The sequence below is a fragment of the Pseudomonas ekonensis genome, from assembly GCF_019145435.1.
Classification (GTDB): Bacteria; Pseudomonadota; Gammaproteobacteria; order Pseudomonadales; family Pseudomonadaceae; genus Aquipseudomonas; species Aquipseudomonas ekonensis.
This window is the reverse complement of the sequence record NZ_JAHSTS010000001.1, coordinates 933,876-957,884: the sequence shown is the minus strand read 5'-3', so window position 1 is coordinate 957,884 and position 24,009 is coordinate 933,876. Positions and strand designations below refer to the sequence as shown.

Sequence of the window (24,009 nt, the reverse complement as noted above, 5' to 3'; positions counted from 1 at the left end):
CACTGCCGAACATTGTGGGAGCGGGCTTGCCCGCGATGACGATGACGCCGTCCTCCCCCCAGGACTCAGCGCCGTTCCTGATTGCGCGGCCAGCTCAGGCTGAAGCACGCCCCGCCCAGGCTCTTGCTCTTGCCGATCAGCGCCCGGCCATCGTGCCAGTGGATGATCCGCCGCACGATCGACAGGCCCAGCCCATGCCCCCCGGACGCCCGCGTGCGGCTGTCGTCCAGACGCAGGAACGGGGTGAAGATCTTCTCCCACGCGGCCTCCGGCACCCCGGGGCCGTCGTCCTCGACATCCACCCGGCAACGCAGCTGCCCCACCTGATAGCTCACCGTGACCTTCGAGCGCGCATGCCGCATCGCGTTGCGCACCAGGTTCTGCAGCGCCCGGTGCAGGTAGCGCGGCTCGGCCTCGACCCAGGCGTCGTCGCAGTCGGCCGCCGACAGGCACAGGCCGCGCTGCACCGTGACCTCGGCGCGCAACGGCGCCAGCTCGGCGATCACCTGATTGACCAACGCGTCGAGGTCGATGCGCTGAAAGGTCAGCGCCGGCGAGCCCTGCTCCAGCCGCGCGTAGGTCAGCATCTCGTCCACCAGTTTGTCGAGGTCCTCGATGTCGTGATCCATGCCTTCGCGGTACTTCTCCAGCGCCTGCGGGGTGGTGGCCGAACCGATCATCTCCAGCCCGAAGCGCAGGCGCGCCACCGGCGTACGCAGTTCATGGGACACCGCCCGCACCAGCTCGCGCTGGATGGCCAACAGTTGCTGCAGGTGCTCGGCCATGCCGTTGAACGCCGCCGCCAACTTGCCCACCGAGTCCGCGCCCCGCGCCGGCACGCGGGTTTCCAGGCTGCCCTTGGCGATGCGCGTGGCCGCCGCCTCCAGGCCACGCAGGCGCCGTTCGAGTTGGCGCACCAGCAGATAGACGATCAGGCCGATCAGGCTCAGCCCGAGGGCGGCGATCAGCACCAGCCATTCCGGCGGATAGGGGTTCATCTGATACAGCGGCCCGATCTCCAGCACCCACGGCGTGCCGACCATGCCGGCGAACACCCGGATCGAGTCGCCGCCCTTGCCCAGCGCCATCACCGTGTCGCCCTCGGCCACGCGGCGGCTCTGGTCTTCGTCCATGTCGGCGTCCTGCACCGTGACCAGCCGCAGGTCGAAGCCGAAGCCCTTGTCGTCCTTCAGTTGCGCCAGGCGCTTGGGCTGCTCGCCCACCGGCACCCGCACCAGCTCGTCGGCCAGCAGATAGATGGTCGCCCGCGCCAGTTGCTCGCTGATCTGCTGCACGTCGCCGGTGAGCACCAGTTGCTCCTTGTCGCTGACCAGCCGGTAGACCCGCGCCGCATGCGGCCCGGTCTGCTCCACCAGCGCCTGGCCGCGCAGCACGCGGGTGCGCTGGGTCAGGTCAAGGTCGGTCTGGGCGAAGGTCTTCAGCGCCAGGGGAATGCCCAACAGCCGCTCCCACACCAGCAAGGCGCGGTGGCGCTCGGTTTCGTTCATCGGTTGCAGGTTGTCGGCCATCAGCGAAAAGGTGCCGTGGGCCAGGCGTTCGCGGTACTGCTCGCTGCGCACCTGGTTGAGCAGGTGCAGGGCCAGCACGCCGAGCACCGCCACCAGGATCAGCGCGGCGCACATGCCGCCGTAGATGCGCAGGAAGATCGAATTCACAGCGGCAGTTCTGCGCAGGCTTCCGGCACGAACAGGTAGCCTTTGCTGCGCACGGTCTTGATCAGCCGCGGATGGTCCGGGTCATCGCCGATCTTGGGGCGGATCCGCGAGATGCGCACATCGATCGATCGGTCCTGGCCGTCGTAGCCGATGCCGCGCAGCGCGGTGAAGATTTCCTCCCGGGACAGGATCCGCCCGGCGTTGGACACCAGCAGCCAGAGCAGGTCGAACTCGGCGCTGGTCAGTTCGATGCCGCTGTCGCCCAGCCAGGCCTCGCGCAGCGCGCTGTCCACCACCAGGGGGCCGAACTGCAGGCGGCGCGCCTTCTCCGCCGCCGGCTCCGGTGTTTCGCTGCGCCGCAGCAGCGCCTGGATGCGGGCCAGCAGCAGGCGCGGGCGCACCGGTTTGCAGACATAGTCGTCGGCGCCCAGGTCCAGGCCCAGGATCTGGTCGGCGTCATCGGTGCGGGCGGTGAGCATCAGGATCGGCCCGTCGTAGCGGTCGCGCACCTTGCGGCAGATGCTCAGGCCGTCCTCGCCGGGGAGCATCAGGTCGAGGATCACCAGGTCCGGCTGCTCCTTGACGATCCGCGCCGCCGCCAGGGCGCCGTTGCCTTCGATCTCCACCCGCAAACCGTTGGCCTGCAGGTATTCGCGGGTCAGTTCGGCCAGACGCTGGTCGTCCTCGACTATCAATACCTGCCAGGCTTCTTGCTCCACGGGTGACCTCTGCTTGCCGATGCTGCCGATAAAGGAAGGGGCTTCCCTGCGGGAAAACCTCAGGATCCTCCCGTCTTTTTGTCATGTTTCGGGAGGATAAGAATGCTAGCGCACGGGCCGATTGTATAAACGCCGACTGACGAGAACACAAGTCGGCAAATGCGTCTGGACAGGCTGGTTTTTTGTGATAGGGTTCGCGCCCTCAAAAATTTGCCGGCGTCATTTTTTGCGGCGGAAAACAGTGACAAACGGTCTGGCCCGGCAGGTTCGCGGCCTACACGCGATTTCTCGTTTTCCCACACAATTTACGCACAGGGTTATCCACAGGTAGTACGTTGCAATCCCTCCCCCAAACGCATTATCTTGTAGCCCGCGCGCAAAAAAACCCTAGATGTTGGGGTTGGCGCCCAAAACCCAAACACAAACCCGGCAGTGAATTCAAGGCTTTTTATTGCCATTGTCGGGTTGAACCAAACGCAGTTTCAGAAGCCCAAACCGCGCCTGCGGATGGCAACCGTTTTTCAGCCGTTCACGGCGATGACGGTACGGGAGTTGCAGTCCGGAACTGCCCCCGGAACGGAATGCGGTTTCACGCGCACCGCGCGTGACCGAAGACTTCGGCATGGAAGCGGCGCCCACAAGGCCCCCTTCCTGAACTGTCCCGAAGTCGTCATGCCCGGCGCTTGCCGGCTGTAGTGCTTCAGGACGGAACGGTGGGCACCGAGACGGTGCCCAAACAAACATAGAGAACGTGGAGACACCCATGCAAACCGACACAACTCGCGAGAACCCGCAGGGCACCTTGCCGCAGGCCGCCGATTCGACTTCGGATCTGGCCGCCACCGCGCCTGGCCAACTGCGCGTGATCAAGCGTAATGGCACTGTCGTTCCTTACACCGATGACAAGATCACCGTCGCTATCACCAAAGCGTTCCTCGCAGTTGAGGGCGGCACCGCTGCCGCCTCGTCGCGAATCCACGACACCGTCGCCCGCCTGACCGAACAGGTCACCGCGACCTTCAAGCGCCGCATGCCGTCCGGCGGCACCATCCACATCGAAGAGATCCAGGACCAGGTCGAACTGGCCCTGATGCGCGCCGGCGAGCAAAAGGTCGCCCGCGACTACGTGATCTACCGCGACGCCCGCTCCAAGGAGCGCGCCACCCGCACCACCGCCGAAGCCCCGGTGCAGGCTCACCCGTCGATCCGCATCACCCGCGCCGACGGCAGCCTGGCGCCGCTGGACATGGGCCGCCTGAGCACCATCGTCAGCGAAGCCTGCGAAGGCCTGGAAGAAGTCGACGGCGAACTGATCCAGCGCGAGACCCTGAAGAACCTGTACGACGGCGTGGCCCTGAACGACGTCAACACCGCCCTGGTGATGACCGCCCGTACCCTGGTCGAGCGCGAGCCGAACTACTCGTTCGTCACCGCCCGCCTGCTGATGGACACCCTGCGCGCCGAAGGCCTGGGCTTCCTGGGCGTCGCCGAGAGCGCGACCCACCACGAGATGGCCGACCTGTACGCCAAGGCCCTGCCGGCCTACGTCGCCAAGGGCATCGAGTTCGAACTGCTGAACCCTGTGCTGGCCGACTTCGACCTGGAGAAACTGGGCAAGGCGATCAACCACGAGCGCGACCAGCAGTTCACCTACCTGGGCCTGCAGACCCTCTACGACCGTTACTTCATCCACAAGGACGGCGTGCGCTTCGAACTGCCGCAGATCTTCTTCATGCGCGTGGCCATGGGCCTGGCCATCGAAGAGAAGCAGAAAGAAGACCGCGCGATCGAGTTCTACAACCTGCTGTCGTCCTTCGACTACATGGCGTCGACCCCGACCCTGTTCAACGCCGGCACCCTGCGTCCGCAGCTGTCCAGCTGCTACCTGACCACCGTTCCGGACGACCTGTCGGGCATCTACGGCGCGATCCACGACAACGCCATGCTGTCCAAATTCGCCGGCGGCCTGGGCAACGACTGGACCCCGGTGCGTGCGCTGGGCTCGTACATCAAGGGCACCAACGGCAAGTCGCAGGGCGTCGTGCCGTTCCTCAAGGTGGTGAACGACACCGCCGTGGCCGTGAACCAGGGCGGCAAGCGCAAGGGCGCTGTCTGTGCCTACCTGGAAACCTGGCACATGGACATCGAAGAGTTCATCGAGCTGCGCAAGAACACCGGTGACGACCGTCGCCGCACCCACGACATGAACACCGCCAACTGGATCCCGGACCTGTTCATGAAGCGCGTCTTCGACGACGGCAAGTGGACCCTGTTCTCGCCGTCCGAAGTGCCGGACCTGCACGACCTGACCGGCACCGCCTTCGAAGAGCGCTACGAGTACTACGAAGCCCTGACCGAATACCCGGGCAAGATCAAGCTGTTCAAGACCATCCAGGCCAAGGACCTGTGGCGCAAGATGCTCTCGATGCTGTTCGAGACCGGCCACCCGTGGCTGACCTTCAAGGATCCGTGCAACCTGCGCAGCCCGCAGCAGCACGTGGGCGTGGTGCACAGCTCGAACCTGTGCACCGAGATCACCCTGAACACCAACAAGGACGAGATCGCGGTCTGCAACCTGGGCTCGATCAACCTGCCGAACCACATCGTCGACGGCAAGCTGGACACCGCCAAGCTGCAACGCACCGTGAACACCGCCGTGCGCATGCTCGACAACGTGATCGACATCAACTACTACTCGGTGCCGCAGGCGAAGAACTCCAACTTCAAGCACCGTCCGGTGGGCCTGGGCATCATGGGCTTCCAGGACGCGCTGTACCTGCAGCACATCGCCTACGGTTCGCAGGAAGCGGTCGAGTTCGCCGACAAGTCGATGGAAGCCGTCAGCTTCTACGCGATCCAGGCGTCCTGCGACCTGGCCGACGAGCGCGGCGCCTACGAGACCTTCGAAGGCTCGCTGTGGTTCCAGGGCATCCTGCCGCTGGACTCCCAGCAGATCCTGATCAAGGCCCGCGGCGAGAAGTACATCGATGTGGACCTGAACGAATCCCTGGACTGGGCACCGGTTCGCGCCCGTGTGCAGAAAGGCATCCGTAACTCCAACATCATGGCCATCGCACCGACCGCCACCATCGCCAACATCACCGGCGTGTCGCAGTCGATCGAACCGACCTACCAGAACCTGTACGTGAAATCGAACCTGTCGGGCGAATTCACCGTGATCAACCCGTACCTGGTGCGCGACCTCAAGGCCCGCGGCCTGTGGGACTCGGTCATGATCAACGACCTGAAGTACTACGACGGTTCGGTGCAGCAGATCGAGCGCATTCCGCCGGAGCTCAAGGCGCTCTACGCCACCGCGTTCGAAGTGGACACCAAGTGGATCGTCGACGCCGCCAGCCGCCGCCAGAAGTGGATCGACCAGGCTCAGTCGCTGAACCTGTACATCGCCGGCGCATCGGGCAAGAAGCTGGACGTGACCTACCGCATGGCCTGGTACCGTGGCCTGAAGACCACCTACTACCTCCGTGCCCTGGCCGCGACCAGCACCGAGAAGTCGACCATCAACACCGGCAAGCTGAACGCGGTGTCTGCGGGCGGCAACCACGGCGACGACGCCGTCCTGGCGGCACCGACCGCACCGGCAGGCCCTGCTCCTGTGCCGAAGGCCTGCGCCATCGACGAGCCGGATTGCGAAGCTTGCCAATAAGCTGAGCGCCTTCAGGCGTCGCGAGACGCCTGACTGAACAGCCCCCGACAGACCTTCGGTTTGCCGGGGGTTTTCTTTGGGCGCAGGAAAAGCGGGCCACAAAAAAACGGCGAAGCCCCTTCAGGCTTCGCCGTTTTCATTGTTGCATCAGAGAATCAGACCATGAACGACTCGGTCATCGCCTGCCCTACGACCGGAATGGTGAAGCTGTCACCGTTGGCGGTCGTGAAGTTCTCGATGGTGGCGGAACCGGCGTACCAGTCGGCCAGCACCACGGCGTTGCCCTTGTAGCCGGCGTTCCAGTCGGACGCCTTGTAGATGTAGGCATTGACGCCGTCGCTTGCGATGAAGACATCCGCTTTGGACTGGATGTTCGACAACACCACCCAGTCGCCGCTGGAGTTGCCCTCATCCTTGATCACGAAACGGCCCGTCGTCCCGTTCACCTTGTAGGTGTCGGCGCCTTCTCCGCCGAAGGCAAAACCGTTGCCGAGCATGATCAAGGTGTCCACGCCCGCACCGCCGAACAGCTGGTAGCCCGGCCCCTCGCCGACCAGCGAATCGTTGCCTTCATCACCGTAGGCGATGCCGGCATAGACATTGATGGCGTCGTTGCCGGCGTCGCCGTGCAGGATGCTGCCGACGTCGTTGTTGGCGCTCCACATGTTGTCATCGCCGTTGCCGCCGAACAGCATGTCCGCTTCCGCCGGACCGTTGCGGTCAGGTCCGTTGAACGCATACGGCTCGTACTGGCCGCCATGGATCGAGTCGTGGCCGTCTCCGCCGCGGATCACGTCATTGCCCGCACCGCCGTAGAGGTCGTTGTTCAGGGCATTGCCGGTCAGGGTATCGTTGAAGGCCGAACCGTGCAGGCCTTCGATGTTGACCAGCACGTCGCCGGTGGCGTCGCCGCCGGTCACGGTGTTGGCCAGCAGGTCGATCTGCACCGCTGCCGAGCTGCCCAGGTACCAGGCCGCGTCATTGCCCGCGCCGCCATCGATGTAGTCGGCGCCCTTGCCGCCGATGAACGTCTCGACGCCGGCCGTGCCGATCAGCGTGTCGTTGAACGCGGTGCCTTCCCAGTTCTCGATGTTCAGGTAAGTGTCGCCGGCCGCAGGCCCGGTCAGCGGCTGGCTGAGATCCAGCGTGATGGCCGAGGTCTCGAACGCGAAGCTGACGGTGTCACGCCCGTAGGAGCCATCGAAGATGTTGGCCTGGTCGTCGCCGATGAAGGTGTCATCGCGACCCGAACCGACAATTTTCTCGATGCTCTGGAAGGTGTCGCCCTTGGCGATCGCCGTGTGCTCGCCGGTCTTGAGGTTGATGACCACCCCCACCGGCCCGATGTCGTTGTAGCTGACGGTGTCGAAGCCGTCGCCGCCGATGAAGGTGTCGCCGCCGTCGCCGCCCATCAACACATCGTTGCCGGCGCCACCGGTGATGACGTTGTCCAGCGCGTTGCCCCACGCGTTGAAGTTGCCCGTACCCGTGTAGGTCAAACGCTCGATGCCGGCATTGAGGACGTAGCCCGACTGATTGGTGCGCACTTCATCGCTGCCGCCACCGGCCAGTTCGATGATCGAGCCGAACAAGGCGTTGTTGAGGATGTAGACGTCGTCGCCGGCGCCGCCCTGCACGGTGAAGGAGGCCGAGTTGGTGTTGCTGACAAACACGTCGTTGTTGGCCGAACCGATGACCTTCTCGATCCCGGTGAAGCTGTCGCCTTCGGCGTCTCCGCCGGCGCCGGTGCCCGATCCGGCACCGGTGGCGCCGAGGGTCAGGGTCACGCCCTGTGCCGACTGCGAGTAGTCCGCCACGTCGACGGCCGTGCCGGCGCCGCCGTCGAAGCGGTCCGCGCCGCTGCCGGACATGAACGTGTCGCCGTACTGCGAGCCGCGGATCAGCTCGATGTCGGCATAGGTGTCGCCCGCGGCGATGCCGCTGTGCACGCCGGTCTTGAAGTTGAGGGTGACGGCCGCGCCGCTGTCTTCGTAGCTGACGGTGTCGGTGCCGGCGCCGCCGATGAAGCGGTCGGCGCCCGCGCCGCCCATCAAGGTGTCATTGCCGGCGCCGCCGGTGATGATGTTGTCGGAGGCGTTGCCGCGACCGGTGAAGTTGCCGGTGCCGGTGTAGGTCAGGCGCTCGACCTCGGCGCTCAACGTCATGTTCGCCAGCGTCGTGCGCACTTCGTCGTTGCCGCCGCCGGCGGTCTCGACGATCGTCTGGGAGGCCGGGCCGTTGATGATGTACAGGTCGTCGCCCGCACCGCCCTCCAGGGTGAAGGATCCGACGCCGGTGGTGAAGACATCGTTCTGGGCCGAACCGACGATGCGCTCGATGTTGGTGAACGTGTCGCCCTGGGCGTCGCCGCCCTGCCCGCTGCCCGCACCGCCCGTGGTGAGGGTGATGTTGACGGCCTGTTCGGAGGCCGAGTAGTCAACGGTGTCCACACCGCCGACGACGCCGCCGTCGAAGATGTGCGCCTCCAGCCCGCTGACGAAGGTGTCGCCGAACTTGCTGCCGCGGATGATCTCGATGTCGGTGAAGGTGTCGCCGGCCGCGATGCCCCCGTGCACGCCGGTCTTGAGGTTGACCGTCACGCCTGCTGCGGTGCTGTCTTCGTAGCTGACGACATCGGTGCCGGCGCCGCCGATGAAGCGGTCGCCGCCCGCGCCGCCCATGAGCAGATCGTTGCCCGCGCCGCCGGTGATGATGTTGTCCGAGGCGTTGCCGCGGCCAGTGAAATTGCCGGTGCCGGTGTAGGTCAGGCGCTCGACTTCGGCCGACAGCGTCAGGCTGGCCAGATTGGTGCGCACCTCGTCATCGCCGCCGCCCGCCGATTCGATCACCGCCGACGTACCGTTGCCGTTGATGACGTAGACGTCGTTGCCGGCGCCGCCGCTGAACGTCGTGGTGCCGGCCGTCACGGTGAACACGTCGTCGAAGGCCGAACCGTAGAAGCCTTCGATGTTGCTGAACAGGTCGCCCTGGGCGTCGCCGCCCAAACCGCTGCCGGCGTTGTTCGCCACGGTCAGGCTGACGCCCTGTGCGGAACCGGCGAAGCTCAGGGTATCGACGCCGGTGCCGCCGTCGAAAGTGGTGGCGCTCTCGTCGGCGACAAAGTTGTCGGCGAAGCTGGAGCCGCGGAAGGCTTCGATGCCGCTGAACGTATCGCCCGTGGCGATGCCCGTGTGGACGCCGGTCTTGAGGTTGACCGTCACACCGACGCCCGAAACGATGTCTTCGTAGCTGACGGTGTCGATGCCCGCGCCGCCGATCAACCGGTCGGCACCCGCACCGCCGATCAGCACGTCGTTGCCCGCGCCGCCGGTGATGATGTTGTCGCCGGCGTTGCCGCGCCCGGTGAAGTTGCCGCTGCCGGTGTAGGTCAGGCGCTCCACTTCAGCGCCCATGCCCATGCTGGAAAGGTTGGTGCGGATCTCGTCGTCGCCCCCGCCAGCCAGTTCGACGGCCCCCGCACCGCCGGCGCTGTTGATGATGTAGACATCGTTGCCGGCGCCGCCAGTGAACGACGCGTTGCCGGACGTGATGGTGAAGACGTCATCGTAGGCCGTGCCGATGTACGACTCGATGTTGCTGAACATGTCGCCTTGGGCATCGCCGCCGGAGCCGGTGCCGGTGGTGCCCGTCACGGTCAGGTTCACCGCCTGGTCGGACAGGGCGTAGCTTACGCTGTCGTAACCGACGGCACCGTCGAAGGTGTTGGCCGACGCATCGGCGAAGAATTTGTCGTGGTAGGTCGTGCCGCGGATGACCTCGATGCTCTCGTACGTGTCGCCCTTGGCCAGCCCGGTGTGCTCGCCGGTCTTGAGGTTGACCGTCACGCCGAGGCCGGAGTTGTCGTCTTCGTAGCTGGCGGTGTCGATGCCCGCGCCGCCGATCAGACGGTCCGCGCCGGCGCCGCCGATCAGCACGTCGTTGCCGGCGCCGCCGGTGATGATGTTGTCGCCGGCGTTGCCGCGGCCGGTGAAGTTGCCGCTGCCGGTGTAGGTCAGGCGCTCGACTTCAGCGCTCATGCCCATGCTGGACAGGCTTGTGCGGATCTCGTCGTCGCCGCCGCCCGCCAACTCGCTGACGCCGGAGAAGGTGGCGCTGTTGATGATGTAGACATCGTTGCCGGCGCCGCCGCTGAAGCCTCCGCTGCCGGACGTCACGGTGAAGACATCGTCGTAGTCCGAGCCGATGACCACTTCGATGTTGCTGAACGTATCGCCCTGGGCGTCGCCGCCGGTTCCGCTGCCGACACCGCCCGCCATGGTGATATTCACGGCCTGCTCGGACAGGGCGTAACTCAGGGAGTCAAAACCGTTGCCGCCGTCGAACACGTAGGCGTTGCCGTCGGCGACGAACTTGTCGTTGTAGGCGGTGCCGCGGAACACTTCGATGCCTTCGAAGGTGTCGCCCTGGGCCAGCCCGGTGTGCACGCCGGTCTTGAGGTTGACGGTCACGCCCGCACCGGACACGTCATCGTCGTAGCTGGCCGTGTCGATGCCGGCGCCGCCGATCAAACGGTCCGCCCCCGCCCCACCCATCAGCACGTCGTTGCCGGCGCCGCCATCGAGGATGTCGTCGCCCGCCATTGCGCGGATCTGGTCGTCACCTGCGGTGCCCACCAGATTGTCCGGGCCGTTGGTGCCATTAATTGCCGCCATTGCATCTTCCTTGTGTGTGTTGTGGAAACTACGGTGAACCAGTGAATGGAGCTTCCTGATTTCCATGTCGCCAGGCCGTGTCCTGGCTCAATGAAGCAGGCCGAAAAAGTTTTGACACGTACGTGCCGGATGCACCGGCAGTGCAAAATTCAAACCAAAAAACCGACGAACGGTATGTGCTTTCTCTCTAGACGTTTCAGCGGGGCATAAAAAAACCGGCGCCACTGGCGCCGGTTCTCTTGTTGCGATCAACCCGGATCAGGTCATCTGAATGATGGTCTGCATGATGGTGCTTTGGGTCGAGATGGTCTTGGCGTTCGCCTGATAGTTGCTCTGGCCCTTGATCAGGTCCACCAGCTCGTTGGTCAGGTTGACGTTCGACTCTTCCAGCGAGTTGGACACCACTTCGCCCAGGGTACCGGTCTTCGGTGCGTCGTAGCCCGGGATGCCCGAAGCGTAGGTCTCTTTCCAGGCGGTGCCGCCGATAGGCTGCAGGCCCTGTTCGTTGGTGAAGCTGGCCAGCGCGACCTGGCCGATGGCCTTGCTCTGGTTGTTGCTGAAGTTGGCGAACAGGGTGCCGGTGCCGTCGATGGTCAGGTTAGTGATCTGGCCGGTGGCGTAGCCGTCCTGGGTCGGGATCGAACGGGCGGTGTCGGCGTTGAACTGGGTGGTCTTGGCCATCGAGATGGTGATGCCGGCCGGGTTGGCCGACGCGCCGTTGGCTTTCCAGACGCCGTTGGTCACGGTGCCCGGCACCCAGCCAGTGAGTTTCAGGTCGCTGCTGATGATGGCAGGGCCGCCCGCTGGATCCGGGGTGCTGACCTGGGTCAGTTTGCCGGCGGTGTCGAAGGTCATGGTCGAAGCCACCGGTGCGGTGGCCTTCGGATCGCTGCCGGTGGCGTCCGGGTTGCGGCCGTCCACCAGGGTGTAGACCTTCCAGGTGTTGGCGCCGGTCTTGACCATATACTGGTCCATGACGTGGGAGTTGCCCTGGCTGTCATAGACCGGCGTGCTGAACGACTTGGTGTAGGTCGCGGTGTTGGTCGGGTCGAATTTGCCTGCCGCCACGGTATCGTCGATCACCGGTGCGGTGGAGTTCAGGTTGATGGTCGAGGTCACCAGCGAGGTGGACTTCGGCGCCAGGTTCGAGGTGTCGATCTTCAGGTCGGTCAGCACGCCGTTGATGATCTTGCCGTTGGCGTCCACGCCGTAGCCTTGCAGGCGCGAGGTGTAGTCGGTGTTGGTGATGTAGCCGTCCTTGTCGACCTTGAACGTACCGGCACGGGTGTAGGAGATCGAGCCGTTGTTGCTCAGGGTGAAGAAACCGGAGCCGTTGATGCCCATGTCCAGCACGTTGCCGGTGTTGTTGATGTCACCTTGAGTGAACTGCTGGGACACGTTGGCCAGGCGCACGCCGTTGCCGATGACCTTGCTGCCGCTGCCCAGGCGGGTCGACGAGTAGACGTCGGCGAATTCGGCGCGGGACGACTTGAAACCGGCGGTCGCGACGTTGGCGATGTTGTTGCCGGTCACGTCCAGTTGCTTGTTGGCTGCATAGAGACCGCTGAGGCCGATGTTAAAAGACATGTTTCACTCCTTTGTGCCGGTGGGTCGGCTCTATATACCAATGGTTTGTACTTTGGACAGGGCGACGGTGCCCTTGCCGGACAGGTTGAGCATCAGCTCGCCGCCGGTCTGGCTGATCGTCACGCTGTTGACGGTGGCCGGCAGGTAGGTCGCCAGATCCGTCGCCGTGCCGTTGATCGGGGCGTTCGCCTTGACGGTGTAGGTGCCGGCGGTGACCAGGTTGCCGTCCTTGTCCTTGCCGTCCCAGGTGAAGCTCGCATTGCCTGCGGCGCGGCTGCCCAGATCGATGGTGCGCACGGTCTTGCCGGTGCTGTCGGTGATGGTGACGGTGCCGCCGGCGATGGACGACGGGACGTTGACCGAACCGGTCATGCCCTTGCTCGGATCGTCGAGCTGGACCGTGTTGGTCTGCACGATCACGTTGCGCCCCACCAGCGACGAGGCCTGCAGCGCCTGCGACGAGTTGTAGTTGCCGGCCAGCGAACTGACGGTGCTGTTGAGGGTGGTGATGCCTTCAAGGCTGCTGAATTGCGCCAGCTGGGCCACGAACGCGCTGTTGTCTTGCGGATCCAGCGGGTTCTGGTTCTTCAGCTGGGTCACCAGCAGTTGCAGGAACGCGTCCTTGCCCAGCGCTTTGCCGCCGGTCGAACTGTTGGTGGCCGAAGCGATGCCATCGGCGGTCGAACTGGTCTTCTTCGACGAGTTCGCCAGGATGTCGTTCATGCTCAGGCTGCTGGTGGTGTCGGTAACGCTCATGGCAGTCGCCCCTTATCACTGACCGAGGGTCAGAACCTTCTGCATCATGGTCTTGGCGGTGTTCATCATTTCGGCGTTGGTCTGGAACGAACGGCTCGCGGAAATCATGTCGGCCATCTCTTCCACCACGTTGACGTTCGGGTAGTAGACGTAGCCCTTGGCGTCGGCCGCCGGGTGGTTAGGCTCGTAGCGCGCCTCAAGGTTGCTCTGGTCTTCGACCACGCCCAGCACCTGCACGCCCTGGCCTGCGGCGTCCTGGTTCTGGAACAGGGAGTTGCCGCCGGTGCTCTGGCCGCCCTGGAACATGGTGGCGAACACCGGGTGACGGGCGCGGTAGGTCTGGTCGATGCTCGACGAGACGGTCTCGGCGTTGGCGATGTTCGACGCCACGGTGTTCAGACGGGTGTTCTGTGCGCTCATGCCGCTGCCGGCAATGTTGAAAACGCTGGACAGGGACATGGATTACTCTCCGCGCAGGGCCGATACCAGCCCTTTGAATTTGCTGTTGAGCAGGGTGAAGCTGGCCTGGAAGCCCACCGCGTTTTCCGCGTAGTTGGACTGTTCCAGTTGAGCGTCCACGGTGTTCTGGTCGATCGAAGGCTGCATCGGCGTGCGGTACATCAGCGACTCGTCGCCGTTGCCCAGGCCTTGGGCCTCGATGTGACGGCTGTTGGTCATGTTCAGGGCGATGGTGCCGTTGGCGTTCTTCTGGCTCTGGGCCTCCAGCACCTTGGAGAAGTCCAGGTCCCGGGCCTTGTAGTTCGGGGTGTCGGCGTTGGCGATGTTGTTGGCCAGCACCTCGGCGCGCTGGGCGCGGAAGCCAAGGGCCTTTTCGTGAATGCCGAGCGCTTTGTCGAAGCTGATGCTCATGTCGGGAACCTTCAGGTGACCGGAGTTTTTCGTAACTGGGTCATAGCAAGCGGCATGCCAAGTCAAGAAAGCCCCGGATTACGGGGCTTTGCCGGCCAATGGCAAAGCGGCAATGCCAGAAAAGCGGCAACGGGTTTCCGCCGCCTGCCGCTTTTCTGCCGCTTCAGGCACAAAAAAACGGGAGCCCTCGCGGGCTCCCGTTTCTTGTGTCGCCGTGTGCCGGTCACTTCGCCTGGTAGATGATCCCCGGGCTGCACTGCACCATCTGGTAATGGTCCGGCAGCCCGTTCAGTGCTTCGGAAGCGCCGAGGAACAGGTAACCGCCCGGCTTCAGCGTGCTGTGGATGCGCATCAGGATGTCCTTCTTCACCTCGGCGGAGAAGTAGATCAGCACGTTGCGGCAGAACACGATGTCGAACTTGCCGAGGCTGGCGTAGCTGTCGAGCAGGTTGAACGAGCGGAACTCCACCCGGCTCCTGATCGGCGCCTTGACCGCCCAGCGGCCCGGTCCCTTCGGATCGAAGTAACGCTGCAGGCGGTCGGCGGACAGGCCGCGGCCGATGGCCAGGCTGTCGTACTCGCCGGTCTTGCAGTTGGTCAGCATGCTGCCGGACAGATCGGTGGCGACGATCTGCACGCCCATCTTCAGCTGGCCGATGTTGGTCCGCTCGAACTCGTCGATCGACATCGACAGCGAATACGGCTCCTGACCCGACGAGCAGGCCGCCGACCAGATCCGCAGACGCTGGTTGGGGCTGGCCTTGATCGCCTCGGGCAGCACCTTGCTCTTGAGGACCTCAAACGGATAGGTGTCGCGAAACCACAAGGTCTCGTTGGTCGTCATGGCATCGACCACCTGCTCGCGCAAACCGCTGCGCGGCTGGGTCTGGATGCGCTGCACCAGCTCACCCAGGGACTTGATGCCTTGCTGCTCCATCAGTTTGTTGAGACGGCTCGACACCAGATACTGTTTGTTTTCACCGAGCAAGATGCCACAGGCTTTCTCCAGGAACACCCGGAACTGTTCGAAATCCAAATTACCCGTAGACAAATTGATGCCGCCTCTTAAATCGTGTTGACCGCCAGGGGCGAACGCCCCTAGCTGATATCTGCTGCTTTGATCCGGTCGACTACCCGGGATGCCAGGTCATCAGGACGGAACTTGGCCAGGAAGTCATCGGCACCGACCTTCTTGACCATCGCCTGATTGAACACACCCGACAACGAAGTATGCAGGATGATGTGAAGCTTTTGCATGCGCGGATCGCTGCGGATCTCGGCCGTGAGGGTGTACCCGTCCATCTCCGGCATCTCGATGTCGGAGATCATCATCAGGAACTCTTCTTCCGGCTTCTTCCCTTCGTCGACCAGCTTGCGCAGGTAATCCAGCGCCTGCCGGCCATCGTTCAGCGCCACCACCTCGACGCCCACCGTCTGCAGGCAACGCGTGACCTGCTTGCGCGCCACCGACGAGTCGTCGACCGTCAGCACCCGCAGCGACAACGCCTTGCTCTGGGTCTCGACGTCCACCACGCCGTGCGAAATCGCCTCCGGCGTCGGCGCGACTTCCGCCAGCACCTTCTCGACGTCGATGATTTCGACTAACTGATTGTCCACCCGAGTCACAGCGGTCAGGTAATGATCGCGCCCGGTGCCCTTGGGCGGCGGATGGATCTCTTCCCAGTTCATGTTGACGATGCGCTCCACCGAGCGCACCAGGAAACCCTGGGTCTTGGTGTTGTACTCCGTGATGATCACGAACGGACTGTTCTTGTCTTTCAAAGCACCGGAACCGGTCGCCATCGCCAGATCAAGGATCGGGATGGTCGCCCCCCGGATATTCGCCACCCCGCACACGACAGGACTGGACTTGGGCATCAGCGTCAGTTGGGGACATTGCAGCACTTCCCGAACCTTGAACACGTTGATCCCGTAGAGCTGCTGACCGTCGAGACGGAACAACAGCAGCTCCAGGCGATTCTGCCCCACCAGTTGCGTGCGCTGGTTCACCGAATCCATTACACCAGCCATGCACAGACTCCTACGCCAACGCCAAGTGTTGTTGCGACGCACATTCGTTGCCAAACGGCACGGCGCTTGCTTTTTAACCCGTATGAACACTCAAACGACATTTTTTCGACGCCCGGCATCCCCGATCCGCAGATGGCTTTGCGCGGCGTCGGCCGTTTGCTTCTTTTTCGCTGGCAGCCCTGCCGTTGCTGATGCGGTTACCTTGCCTGACATGCTTATCGGCGTCACTCAAGGCTTTCTTGAATTCACCGTAGAAGACTATCTGGCCACCAGTCAAACGGAAGGCCGCTACGAAATCGAAGTCAACCAGCTCGACCCGCGCATGCGCATGCCTATGTGCGACAAGGAATTGACAGCCTCCCTGGAGAGCCCGGCACGTCCGCTGGGACGGGTGACGGTCAAGGTGCGCTGCGAAGGCGCATCCCCCTGGACGGTGTTCGTGCCCGCTCAAGTCCGCCTGTTTCGCGAGATCGTGACCACCACCCGCCCCCTCAAGCGCGCCGGGATCATCGAACCCCAGGACGTGACCTTGCGCGAGCGCGACGTGAGTCAGATCAACCAGGGTTTCCTGACGTCGGTGGATCAGGCGATCGGACAGAAATTGACCCGACCAACGGTCGCCGATCAGGTGATCACCCTGGTGCACCTGGAGCAGGCGGAAGTCGTGCGCAAAGGCGATCAGGTGGTCATCACCGCCCGCAGCGGCACGCTGGCCGTGCGCATGCCGGGCGAAGCCCTGTCCAACGGCGGGCTCAAGGAACAGATCCGGGTGAAAAACCTCAATTCCCAGCGGGTCATCAAGGCGCAGGTCATCGCGCCCGGCCAAGTGGAAGTGGCGATGTAGAAAACTGGCGCAGACCGCAGCCCTTCCCTAAACTGTGCCGCAGCGACAGACGCGCCGGCGCTTGCAGGCTCATTGACAAAAGGGCCTAAAGTTTTCCAGGGGATGGCCGAGAACATGGCAAGCGTCCAAATTCCCAGAGGTTTTTAACATGGTCATCGATTTCAGCCGTTTGAACAGCTCCTCGTCACTTACGGGCGGCACACGTACCAGCGCACCCAAGGAAACCGCCGAAACCGGCGCTTCCGCACCGCTGAACGCCCCGGCCGAACAGGCCACTGCCGCAAAAAGCGGGGAATCGGTACACCTCAGCAATGAGGCTCAACAGTTGCAGAAGATCACTGACAAGCTGCGCGACCAGCCTGTCGTCGACAAAGGCCGTGTGGCCGAGTTGAAGGCAGCGATCGCCGATGGCAGCTACAAGGTCGACAGCAACCGTGTAGCCAGCAAACTGCTCAACTTCGAAGCCCAGCGCTAGGCCCCGGTCTGCGCCAGGCTTTTGGACGCTTAAAACCCAAGGCCAGCCATGCACGACACAACTTTATTGCAACTGATCATCGACGACTTTGCTCCAGCTCAACAATTGCTGGAGTTGCTGCAAAGCGAGTACCTCGCCCTGCACGGTCGCGACATGCCGCTGCTGGAAGAGATTCTGGCGAGCAAGCAGGCGTTGATCATTCTGCTCGAGCAGCATGGCCGCAAGCGCAGCGAGATCCTCGCCAGCCTCAACCTGCCCGCTGACCGCCAAGGCCTTGAGCAACTGGCCAGCCAATCGAGCGTCGGCGACCGGCTGCTGTCCCAGAGCGACGTGCTGACCGACCTGATCGCCCAGTGCCATGCCGCCAACCTCAAGAACGGCCAGTCGATCCGGATCCAGCAGGCCGCCACGGCCAACCAACTGAAGATCCTCACCGGCGGTGAGCCTCCCGCGCTCTACGATGCCAGCGGCGCCTTCGCGAACCTGCAGAAACCACGCGCGCTCAGCCAGGCGTGAGCCCTTCCGTGCCGGCGCCCTATCAACACGTGAAACATGCTGGCAAAATGCTGGCTAGCCGTAGTCAAATTTTGTCTGGAGATTGATTCAACGTGTCCAATGCCCTCAGCGCGGATGATGCTCCGCAGCCACCCAAGGTGCTCACCACGCCCTTGGAGATCTCCAGCAACCTGCGCCAGCTGCAAGAAAGCCACGACCCTTTGATCATTACGTTCCACGAGCGCAGCCAGCGCTTTCAGAGCTACCTGATCAAGGTCGACCGTGACAGCGGCACCATCGCCCTGGACGAAATGATCCCGCGCGACGGCGAGCGCTTCCTCCAGGCCGGCGAGCCGTTCAAGGTCGAAGGCTTCCACGAGGGCGTGCGCATCGCCTGGGAATGCAGCACCCCGCTGACCATCGAAGAATCCGCAGGCGACCGTTTCTACAGCGGCGCCATGCCGACCGAAGTGGTCTACCACCAGCGCCGCAACGCTTTTCGCGCAGCCCTGAAGCTGACCGACCTGGTCAATGTCGAACTGGGCGGCGAAAAGCTCAAGTCGCCGATCGCCGGCAAACTGCTCGACATTTCCGCCACCGGCTGCAAGCTGCGTTTCGAAGGCGACATCACCGGGCGCCTGCAACTGGGCCAGGTCTACGACCGCCTGATCGCCACCCCGCTGTTCGGCAACCAGTCGACCTCGGTCGAACTGCGCTACCTGCATTTCGAAGAAAAGCTCAACATGACCTTCGCCGGCCTGCGCTTTCACAACATCAGCGGCCCGGTGGCACGCAACGTCGAGCGCTTCGTCTACCAACTGCAGCGCGAGGCCCGTCGCTTCGACAAGGACGACTTCTGACCGTCAGGCCAGCGCCATGAAAAACGGGCAGTCACTTTGCGGTGACTGCCCGTTTTTCGTTACGGCAACCGGCAAGGCCGGTCAGGGCTTGGCAGGCTCGGCGTCCGCTTCGGCAGACACATCCCCCGCCGCTGCCGGATCGGCATCCGCCGCAGGCTCCGGGTTGACCGAACTGTGCATCTGTTCCTGCACCACCTGCTCGTCCACGCGCGGGTCAAGGGCCGCCACCAGCGGCGAGCTGGACATGCTGTCGGGCATCGCCACGTGATGCAGCGGCGCGTCGTCGACCTGATGCAGGTTGGTCACGGCCTTCGGCCGGATCCGCCACACCAGCACCAGCGCAAAGAACGTGAAGAACGCATACAGGCTCTGGCTGCCGAACAGCTTCATCAGCACGCCGGCCACCAGCGGACCGATGCTAGCGCCCACGCCGTAGGTCACCAGCAGCATCGCCGTCAGCGACACCCGCCGCTCGCTCTCGACATGGTCGTTGGAAAACGCCACCGCCAGCGGGTACAGGCAGAACTGCACCAGCGAACACAGGAACCCGACGGCGAACAGCACCTCCAAAGGCACCTGCGGCAGGATCGCCAACGGCAACGCGGCCACCGCCAGCACCAAAGCAAAACTGCGGATCAGCAGCGCCCGGTCGTAACGGTCCGACAGCCAGCCCAACGGCCACTGCACCAGCAGCCCGGCGAAGATGCAGCTACCCATGAACAGACCGACCTGCTCGGTGGACAGCCCCTGCTGCGAGGCATACAGCGGCGCCAGGCCGTAGAACGAACCGATGATCAGCCCCGCCCCCAGCACCGTGCTCAGCGACTGCGGCACGCGCTTGATGAAGAAGCGCGGCTCCATCGGCGCCGGGTGCAGCGGGGCCGGGTGAATCCGCCGGGTCAGGGCCACCGGCACCAGGCACAGGGCAAAGCACAGCGCCACCAGCATCAGCAGCTCCGGCCCCAGGCCGGGGTGCATCACCAGGATCAGTTGGCCCAGCACCAGCCCCAGGTACGAGGCGATCATGTAGCCGCTGAACACCAGGCCACGCTGGTTGGCGTCGGCCTGCTCGTTGAGCCAGCTCTCGATGACCATGTACTGGCACATCATGCCGAGGCCGACGATGGTCCGCAGCACCAGCCACGCCGGCAGCCAGTCCACCAGGCCGTGGCCCAGCACCGCCGCGCCGACGATCCCGGCGCACGCGGAATAGGCGCGGATATGCCCGACCCGGGCGATCAGCCGGTGGCCGATCTTGCCGCCCAGCACCAGGCCGAAATAGTTGGCCGCCATCAACGCACCGACCCACAGTCCGTCGACGTGATCGGCCGCCAGGCGCAGAGCCAGATAAGTGGAAAGGAGGCCCGAACCGATCAGCATCATCAGCGAGGCGAAATACAGCGCTCGAAAGGATTTCCAGATTTGGCGCATCGGCGTTCCGAGCGGCTCCTTGCGGTAAGTGTCGGGCTATCCGAACGATAGCCCGACGGCGGCGGTTCGTCAGGCCTGGGCAGCTAGAACGCGCCGTTCCCAGGGAGTGATTTCATCGAGGAAACTGGTCAACTCCATGCTCTTCGAAGCGATGTAGCCTTCGATGAACTCCTTGCCGAACAGTTCCCGGGCCAACTGGCTACGCTTCAGACGCTCCAGCGCCGCGTGCAAGGTACACGGCAGCGAAAGATTGTCCGGCACCTCGAACTCACCCTGGATCGGCGCGGTCGGCTCAAGCTCATGCTCGATGCCGTGCAGACCGGCGGCCAGGCTGGCGGCGATCGCCAGGTACGGGTTGGCGTCGGCGCCGGGCAAGCGGTTCTCGACCCGGCGGGCGACCGGCGAACTGGCCGGAATGCGCAGGCCCGCCGCACGGTTGTCGTGGGACCAGCAGGCGTTGTTCGGCGAAGCATAGGGATGGCACAGGCGCTGGTACGAATTGACGTTCGGCGCGAACAGCGCGGTGAAGTCGGCCAGGCCCGCCTGCTGCCCGCCGATGAAATGGCGGAACATCGCGGTCGGCTGCCCGGCCTCGTCGCTGAACACGTTCTTGCCGCTGCCGGTTTCGACGATGCTCTGGTGAATGTGCATCGAACTGCCCGGCGTGTGCGCCAGCGGCTTGGCCATGCACACCACGGTCAGGCCGTGCTTGAGCGCGACTTCCTTGAGCAGGTGCTTGAACAGGAACGTCTGGTCGGCCAGCAGCAGCGGATCGCCGTGCAGCAGGTTGATCTCGAACTGGCTGACGCCCATTTCATGCATGAAGGTGTCACGCGGCAGGCCCAGGGCCGCCATGCATTTATAGACGTCGCTGAAGAACGGCCGCAGGCCGTTGTTGGAACTGACGCTGAACGCCGAATGGCCGTCCTCGCGGCGCCCGTCCAGGCCCAGCGGCGGCTGGAACGGCTGGGTCGGATCGGTGTTCGGCGCAAAGACAAAGAACTCAAGCTCGGTCGCCACCACCGGCGCCAGGCCGCGGGCCGCGTAACGGGCGATGACCGCCTTGAGCTGGCCGCGGGTGGAGAGGCTGGAGCTTTCGCCGGTCAGCTCGTCCGCGTCGCAGATCGCCAGCGCCCGGGGCTGCTCGCTCCACGGCAGGCGATGGATCTGCGCAGGGTCGGCCACCAGCGCCAGGTCGCCGTCGTCGCTGCCGTAGAACCGCGCCGGCGGATAGCCGCCCATGATGCACTGCAGCAGCACCCCCCGGGCCAACTGCAGACGCCGCCCTTCGAGGAAGCCCTCGGCGGTCATCACCTTGCCCCGTGGCACGCCGTTCAAATCCGGCGTGACACATTCAATCTCATCAATGCCCGTCAATCGCTGCGCGAGTGAACGCTGGCCATCGGTTGTCATGACGCAATCCTTGTTATTGTGCGAGCCGCGAACGGCGACCCGTACAAAATAGGCTTCGGCTGTTCGGAATATCAAGCAGTCGCCAACAAAAAGCCGAACAACCCGCAGAACACCTGAAAAGCCGGGGCTTCACGGCAAATAGAGACTGAACACCCCACCGCCCAACGGACCGCCGTTGCGGATCTCGGTACGCCCCTCGACACCGTTGCGCTGATGCAGCGCGGCGATGCGCCCGGCGAAGTACAGGCCCAGGCCGGTGCTGCCGCTGCTGTGGTTGATGCCCTGCACATAGTCGGCCTGGCGCTCGAGCATCTCGGCCGGGTAGCCGGCGCCGTCGTCGTTGACGCTCAGCACCAGTTGCCCGGCTTCGTCGCTGACGGTGATCAGCAGCGACTCGCGGGCGTAACGGATCGCGTTGTTGATGATGTTGCCCAGCACCGAGGCGACCAGCTCACGGTCGAAGAAGCCCAGCGGGCTCAGGGGATCGACCTCGTACGTGACCACGATCCCGCGACTGGCGAACACCTCCTGGTGCGCGGCCAGTTGCGCTTCGATGAAGTCGTCCAGCTCGTGGTAGGCCGGCTGCAGCGGCATCTGGTTGACGCCCAGCTTGTACAGCGCCAGCAGCTGCACCAGCATGCCGTTGAGGTGCGCGAACTCGAAGTCGATCACCCCCTGCTCCGGCCCCTGGCGCTGCGCCTCGGGCAGCCGCGCCAGCCATTGGCTGTGGGCCTGGGTCAGCATCGCCAGTGAGTTCTTCATGTCGTGCACGGTGGATGCGATCACCGTGGAGAAATCCAGTGCCTGCTCGTCTCGGTTCATTCGCCAAACGCCTTGCTTTTCAGCTTCTGGTAGCGCGGGTAACGCGCATCGGTGTCGGGCATCAGGCCGACCGTTTTCAGGCAGGCCCGACATTCTTCCAGCTCCGCCGACGGCACTTTGGTGTCGGTGCCGTGCAGCAGCGACTGCGCCATGTTCAGCGCGATGCTGATGTTCTTCGGTTGCATCTTCAGCGCCCGGCGGAACACCTCGCGGGCTTCGGCCAGGTTGCCGGTCTTGTATACCCGCACGCCCTGACGGTTGAGCTCGGCGGCGGCGTTGCTGGAACTGAGGATAGCGGGGTCGTCGGTCAGTTTGGCGATGTCTTTCATCACCGTCGGATCGTCGCCGTAGATTTCCGCGCAGCTCTTGAGCATCGAGGTGCCCGCCTCGGTCTGGCCCAGCATCTGCAACTGCTTGGCCACCAGCAGCGCCGCTTCCGGGCTCATGAACTGCTCCATGCCGTCCAGGCGCAGCAACGCCTGCTCGGTGAGCTTCTCGGCGGTTTCGGCATCGTTGAGCAACAGGCTGGTGGCCTTCATCAGCCGCGCACGGATCTGCAGGCCCGGGTCGGACGGATTTTCCTTGGCCACGGCACTGAGGGTGGTATTGATCTCCAGCCGGGTGCGGGTGTCCAGCCCCTTCTCGCTGCCCTTGCTGATCAGCGCATGGGCCAGACCGAGGTTGCTTTCCGGATCCTTGAAGCGCGACTGAGCGCCCTGGTGCACCGCTTGGCGGTAGGCGCGGGAGGCGGTGTCGAAATCTTCGTTGGCCATCGCCAGCTTGCCCAGCAGCGCCTGCCGGCGCACCGCCAGCGGCGACAGGCGAATCGCCTCTTCGAGCACCTTCTGCGCGCCCTTGCTGTCGCCCTCGGCCACCAGCACCTCGGCCATGCCGTCGTACAGCGCCGGCATCATCGGGAACACCTTCAGGGCCTTTTCGTAGACGCCCTTGGCCTGGGCGATCTGGCCGCGCTTGAACAGCAACTGGCCCAGCCCGGCGAACGCCCACGGCAACGGCCGGTCGGCCAGGATGCTGTCGTACAGGCGCTCCAGCGCTTCGTTCTGGTTCATGTCGCGCAACGCATCGGCGCGGTAGCGCAGGCACAGCGGCGAATAGCGGATGTCCTGCTTGCACAGGGCGATGCAGGCGTTGAGCACCTCGACCGGCTTGCCGCGGTCCAGGGCCTGCAGAATCGGTTTGAGCAGGGTCTTGCGCTGCTCCAGGCGCTCCAGGCGCTGGGCCAGGCCGATGCGGTTGAACGGCTTGGTCAGGTAGGCATCGGGCTCGTGCTCCAGGGCACTGAGCACCATCGCCTGGCTGGTCTCGGCGGTGACCATCACGAACACCGCCTCGTGGCTGATCAGCTTTTCCATCATCAGGTCTTCCAGCACCTGCTGACCGTTCTTCTTGCCGTCCCCCAGGTGGAAGTCCTGAAGGATGAAATCGTAGGACTTCTGCGAACACATCTTCAGCGCCTGCTCGCCGCTGTCGGCGGTGTCCACGTCCTTGACCCCGAGCTCGCGCAGCATCGAACGCACAGAACTGCGGTAATCCGAAAAATCATCGACGATCAGAAAACTCTTTTGGTGATACGACGACATCGAGGATTTCCAGGCAATTGAAGAGGACGGACCGAGACTTTGCGCGGGCGCGCAGATGATAGCGGCAGGCCAAATGCTATCAAGCGATT

Annotated in this window: 18 protein-coding genes; 5 read left to right on the top strand and 13 right to left on the bottom strand. The window is 64.0% G+C overall.

What is annotated here, in order from left to right; genetic code table 11:
* Positions 1-65: 65 nt before the first annotated feature.
* Positions 66-1,676: an ATP-binding protein gene (locus KVG96_RS04380; RefSeq protein WP_217890956.1), complete on the bottom strand. Its 1,611-nt coding sequence runs from the start codon at positions 1,674-1,676 to the stop codon at positions 66-68.
* The gene (locus KVG96_RS04375) at positions 1,673-2,395 is read right to left on the bottom strand and encodes a response regulator (RefSeq protein WP_217890955.1); all 723 of its coding nucleotides are present in this window, start codon (positions 2,393-2,395) and stop codon (positions 1,673-1,675) included. Before KVG96_RS04375 ends, KVG96_RS04380 begins: the two co-directional genes overlap by 4 nt.
* A gap of 763 nt (positions 2,396-3,158) precedes the next feature.
* Here KVG96_RS04375 and KVG96_RS04370 point away from each other — a divergent pair.
* Positions 3,159-6,062 carry a ribonucleoside-diphosphate reductase subunit alpha gene (locus KVG96_RS04370; protein ID WP_217890954.1) on the top strand — a complete coding sequence of 968 codons (2,904 nt, stop codon included), beginning with the start codon at positions 3,159-3,161 and terminating at the stop codon, positions 6,060-6,062.
* A gap of 155 nt (positions 6,063-6,217) precedes the next feature.
* Here the strand turns inward: KVG96_RS04370 and KVG96_RS04365 are convergent, their stop codons facing one another.
* The 7 genes from KVG96_RS04365 to KVG96_RS04325 form a co-directional block, all read right to left on the bottom strand.
* Positions 6,218-10,735, bottom strand: coding sequence for a beta strand repeat-containing protein (locus tag KVG96_RS04365; protein ID WP_225927210.1), 4,518 nt, complete (start codon positions 10,733-10,735; stop codon positions 6,218-6,220).
* 258 nt (positions 10,736-10,993) lie between these two features.
* Complete coding sequence (gene flgE, locus KVG96_RS04350; protein WP_217890953.1) at positions 10,994-12,322, bottom strand: flagellar hook protein FlgE; 1,329 nt, start codon at positions 12,320-12,322, stop codon at positions 10,994-10,996.
* Between the two features lie 30 nt (positions 12,323-12,352).
* Complete coding sequence (gene flgD, locus KVG96_RS04345) at positions 12,353-13,078, bottom strand: flagellar hook assembly protein FlgD (protein ID WP_217890952.1); 726 nt, start codon at positions 13,076-13,078, stop codon at positions 12,353-12,355.
* A gap of 15 nt (positions 13,079-13,093) precedes the next feature.
* Positions 13,094-13,537: a flagellar basal body rod protein FlgC gene (gene flgC, locus KVG96_RS04340; RefSeq protein WP_217890951.1), complete on the bottom strand. Its 444-nt coding sequence runs from the start codon at positions 13,535-13,537 to the stop codon at positions 13,094-13,096.
* Positions 13,538-13,540: 3 nt separating this feature from the next.
* Complete coding sequence (gene flgB, locus KVG96_RS04335) at positions 13,541-13,948, bottom strand: flagellar basal body rod protein FlgB (RefSeq protein WP_217890950.1); 408 nt, start codon at positions 13,946-13,948, stop codon at positions 13,541-13,543.
* 223 nt (positions 13,949-14,171) lie between these two features.
* Positions 14,172-14,999 (bottom strand): protein-glutamate O-methyltransferase CheR, encoded by an 828-nt coding sequence (cheR, locus tag KVG96_RS04330; RefSeq protein WP_217890949.1) that lies wholly within the window; start codon positions 14,997-14,999, stop codon positions 14,172-14,174.
* A 47-nt stretch (positions 15,000-15,046) separates the two neighbouring features.
* A complete protein-coding gene (locus tag KVG96_RS04325) occupies positions 15,047-15,979 on the bottom strand; it encodes a chemotaxis protein CheV (protein WP_085578210.1) in 933 nt (310 codons plus the stop codon).
* A gap of 82 nt (positions 15,980-16,061) precedes the next feature.
* On the opposite strand from KVG96_RS04325, the gene flgA reads away from it, so the two are divergent.
* From flgA to KVG96_RS04305, 4 genes are all read left to right on the top strand, one after another.
* Positions 16,062-16,823, top strand: coding sequence for a flagellar basal body P-ring formation chaperone FlgA (gene flgA, locus KVG96_RS04320; protein WP_085578211.1), 762 nt, complete (start codon positions 16,062-16,064; stop codon positions 16,821-16,823).
* A 148-nt stretch (positions 16,824-16,971) separates the two neighbouring features.
* Positions 16,972-17,298 carry a flagellar biosynthesis anti-sigma factor FlgM gene (flgM, locus tag KVG96_RS04315; RefSeq protein WP_085578212.1) on the top strand — a complete coding sequence of 109 codons (327 nt, stop codon included), beginning with the start codon at positions 16,972-16,974 and terminating at the stop codon, positions 17,296-17,298.
* Between the two features lie 48 nt (positions 17,299-17,346).
* The gene (locus tag KVG96_RS04310) at positions 17,347-17,814 is read left to right on the top strand and encodes a flagella synthesis protein FlgN (protein ID WP_085578213.1); all 468 of its coding nucleotides are present in this window, start codon (positions 17,347-17,349) and stop codon (positions 17,812-17,814) included.
* A 92-nt stretch (positions 17,815-17,906) separates the two neighbouring features.
* Complete coding sequence (locus KVG96_RS04305; protein ID WP_217890948.1) at positions 17,907-18,653, top strand: flagellar brake protein; 747 nt, start codon at positions 17,907-17,909, stop codon at positions 18,651-18,653.
* Between the two features lie 81 nt (positions 18,654-18,734).
* On the opposite strand, the gene KVG96_RS04300 is transcribed toward KVG96_RS04305, so the two are convergent.
* From KVG96_RS04300 to KVG96_RS04285, 4 genes are all read right to left on the bottom strand, one after another.
* Complete coding sequence (locus tag KVG96_RS04300) at positions 18,735-20,084, bottom strand: MFS transporter (RefSeq protein ID WP_217890947.1); 1,350 nt, start codon at positions 20,082-20,084, stop codon at positions 18,735-18,737.
* A gap of 69 nt (positions 20,085-20,153) precedes the next feature.
* Entirely contained in the window at positions 20,154-21,395 is a 1,242-nt protein-coding gene (locus KVG96_RS04295) for a glutamine synthetase family protein (protein WP_170930267.1), read from the bottom strand.
* 231 nt (positions 21,396-21,626) lie between these two features.
* The gene (locus KVG96_RS04290) at positions 21,627-22,319 is read right to left on the bottom strand and encodes a sensor histidine kinase (RefSeq protein WP_217890946.1); all 693 of its coding nucleotides are present in this window, start codon (positions 22,317-22,319) and stop codon (positions 21,627-21,629) included.
* Positions 22,316-23,920 (bottom strand): tetratricopeptide repeat-containing response regulator, encoded by a 1,605-nt coding sequence (locus tag KVG96_RS04285; RefSeq protein WP_217890945.1) that lies wholly within the window; start codon positions 23,918-23,920, stop codon positions 22,316-22,318. The genes KVG96_RS04290 and KVG96_RS04285 overlap by 4 nt, the downstream gene beginning before the upstream one ends.
* Positions 23,921-24,009 lie beyond the last annotated feature (89 nt).

What these genes read in the sequence shown, in the direction of transcription:
- KVG96_RS04370 (WP_217890954.1), top strand. Translation starts at nt 3,159, where the DNA reads ATGCAAACCGACACAACTCGCGAGAACCCGCAGGGCACCTTGCCGCAG.
- KVG96_RS04365 (WP_225927210.1), bottom strand. Translation starts at nt 10,735, where the DNA reads ATGGCGGCAATTAATGGCACCAACGGCCCGGACAATCTGGTGGGCACC.
- flgE (WP_217890953.1), bottom strand. Translation starts at nt 12,322, where the DNA reads ATGTCTTTTAACATCGGCCTCAGCGGTCTCTATGCAGCCAACAAGCAA.
- flgD (WP_217890952.1), bottom strand. Translation starts at nt 13,078, where the DNA reads ATGAGCGTTACCGACACCACCAGCAGCCTGAGCATGAACGACATCCTG.
- flgC (WP_217890951.1), bottom strand. Translation starts at nt 13,537, where the DNA reads ATGTCCCTGTCCAGCGTTTTCAACATTGCCGGCAGCGGCATGAGCGCA.
- flgB (WP_217890950.1), bottom strand. Translation starts at nt 13,948, where the DNA reads ATGAGCATCAGCTTCGACAAAGCGCTCGGCATTCACGAAAAGGCCCTT.
- KVG96_RS04325 (WP_085578210.1), bottom strand. Translation starts at nt 15,979, where the DNA reads ATGGCTGGTGTAATGGATTCGGTGAACCAGCGCACGCAACTGGTGGGG.
- flgA (WP_085578211.1), top strand. Translation starts at nt 16,062, where the DNA reads ATGAACACTCAAACGACATTTTTTCGACGCCCGGCATCCCCGATCCGC.
- flgM (WP_085578212.1), top strand. Translation starts at nt 16,972, where the DNA reads ATGGTCATCGATTTCAGCCGTTTGAACAGCTCCTCGTCACTTACGGGC.
- KVG96_RS04310 (WP_085578213.1), top strand. Translation starts at nt 17,347, where the DNA reads ATGCACGACACAACTTTATTGCAACTGATCATCGACGACTTTGCTCCA.
- KVG96_RS04300 (WP_217890947.1), bottom strand. Translation starts at nt 20,084, where the DNA reads ATGCGCCAAATCTGGAAATCCTTTCGAGCGCTGTATTTCGCCTCGCTG.
- KVG96_RS04295 (WP_170930267.1), bottom strand. Translation starts at nt 21,395, where the DNA reads ATGACCGCCGAGGGCTTCCTCGAAGGGCGGCGTCTGCAGTTGGCCCGG.
- KVG96_RS04290 (WP_217890946.1), bottom strand. Translation starts at nt 22,319, where the DNA reads ATGAACCGAGACGAGCAGGCACTGGATTTCTCCACGGTGATCGCATCC.
- KVG96_RS04285 (WP_217890945.1), bottom strand. Translation starts at nt 23,920, where the DNA reads ATGTCGTCGTATCACCAAAAGAGTTTTCTGATCGTCGATGATTTTTCG.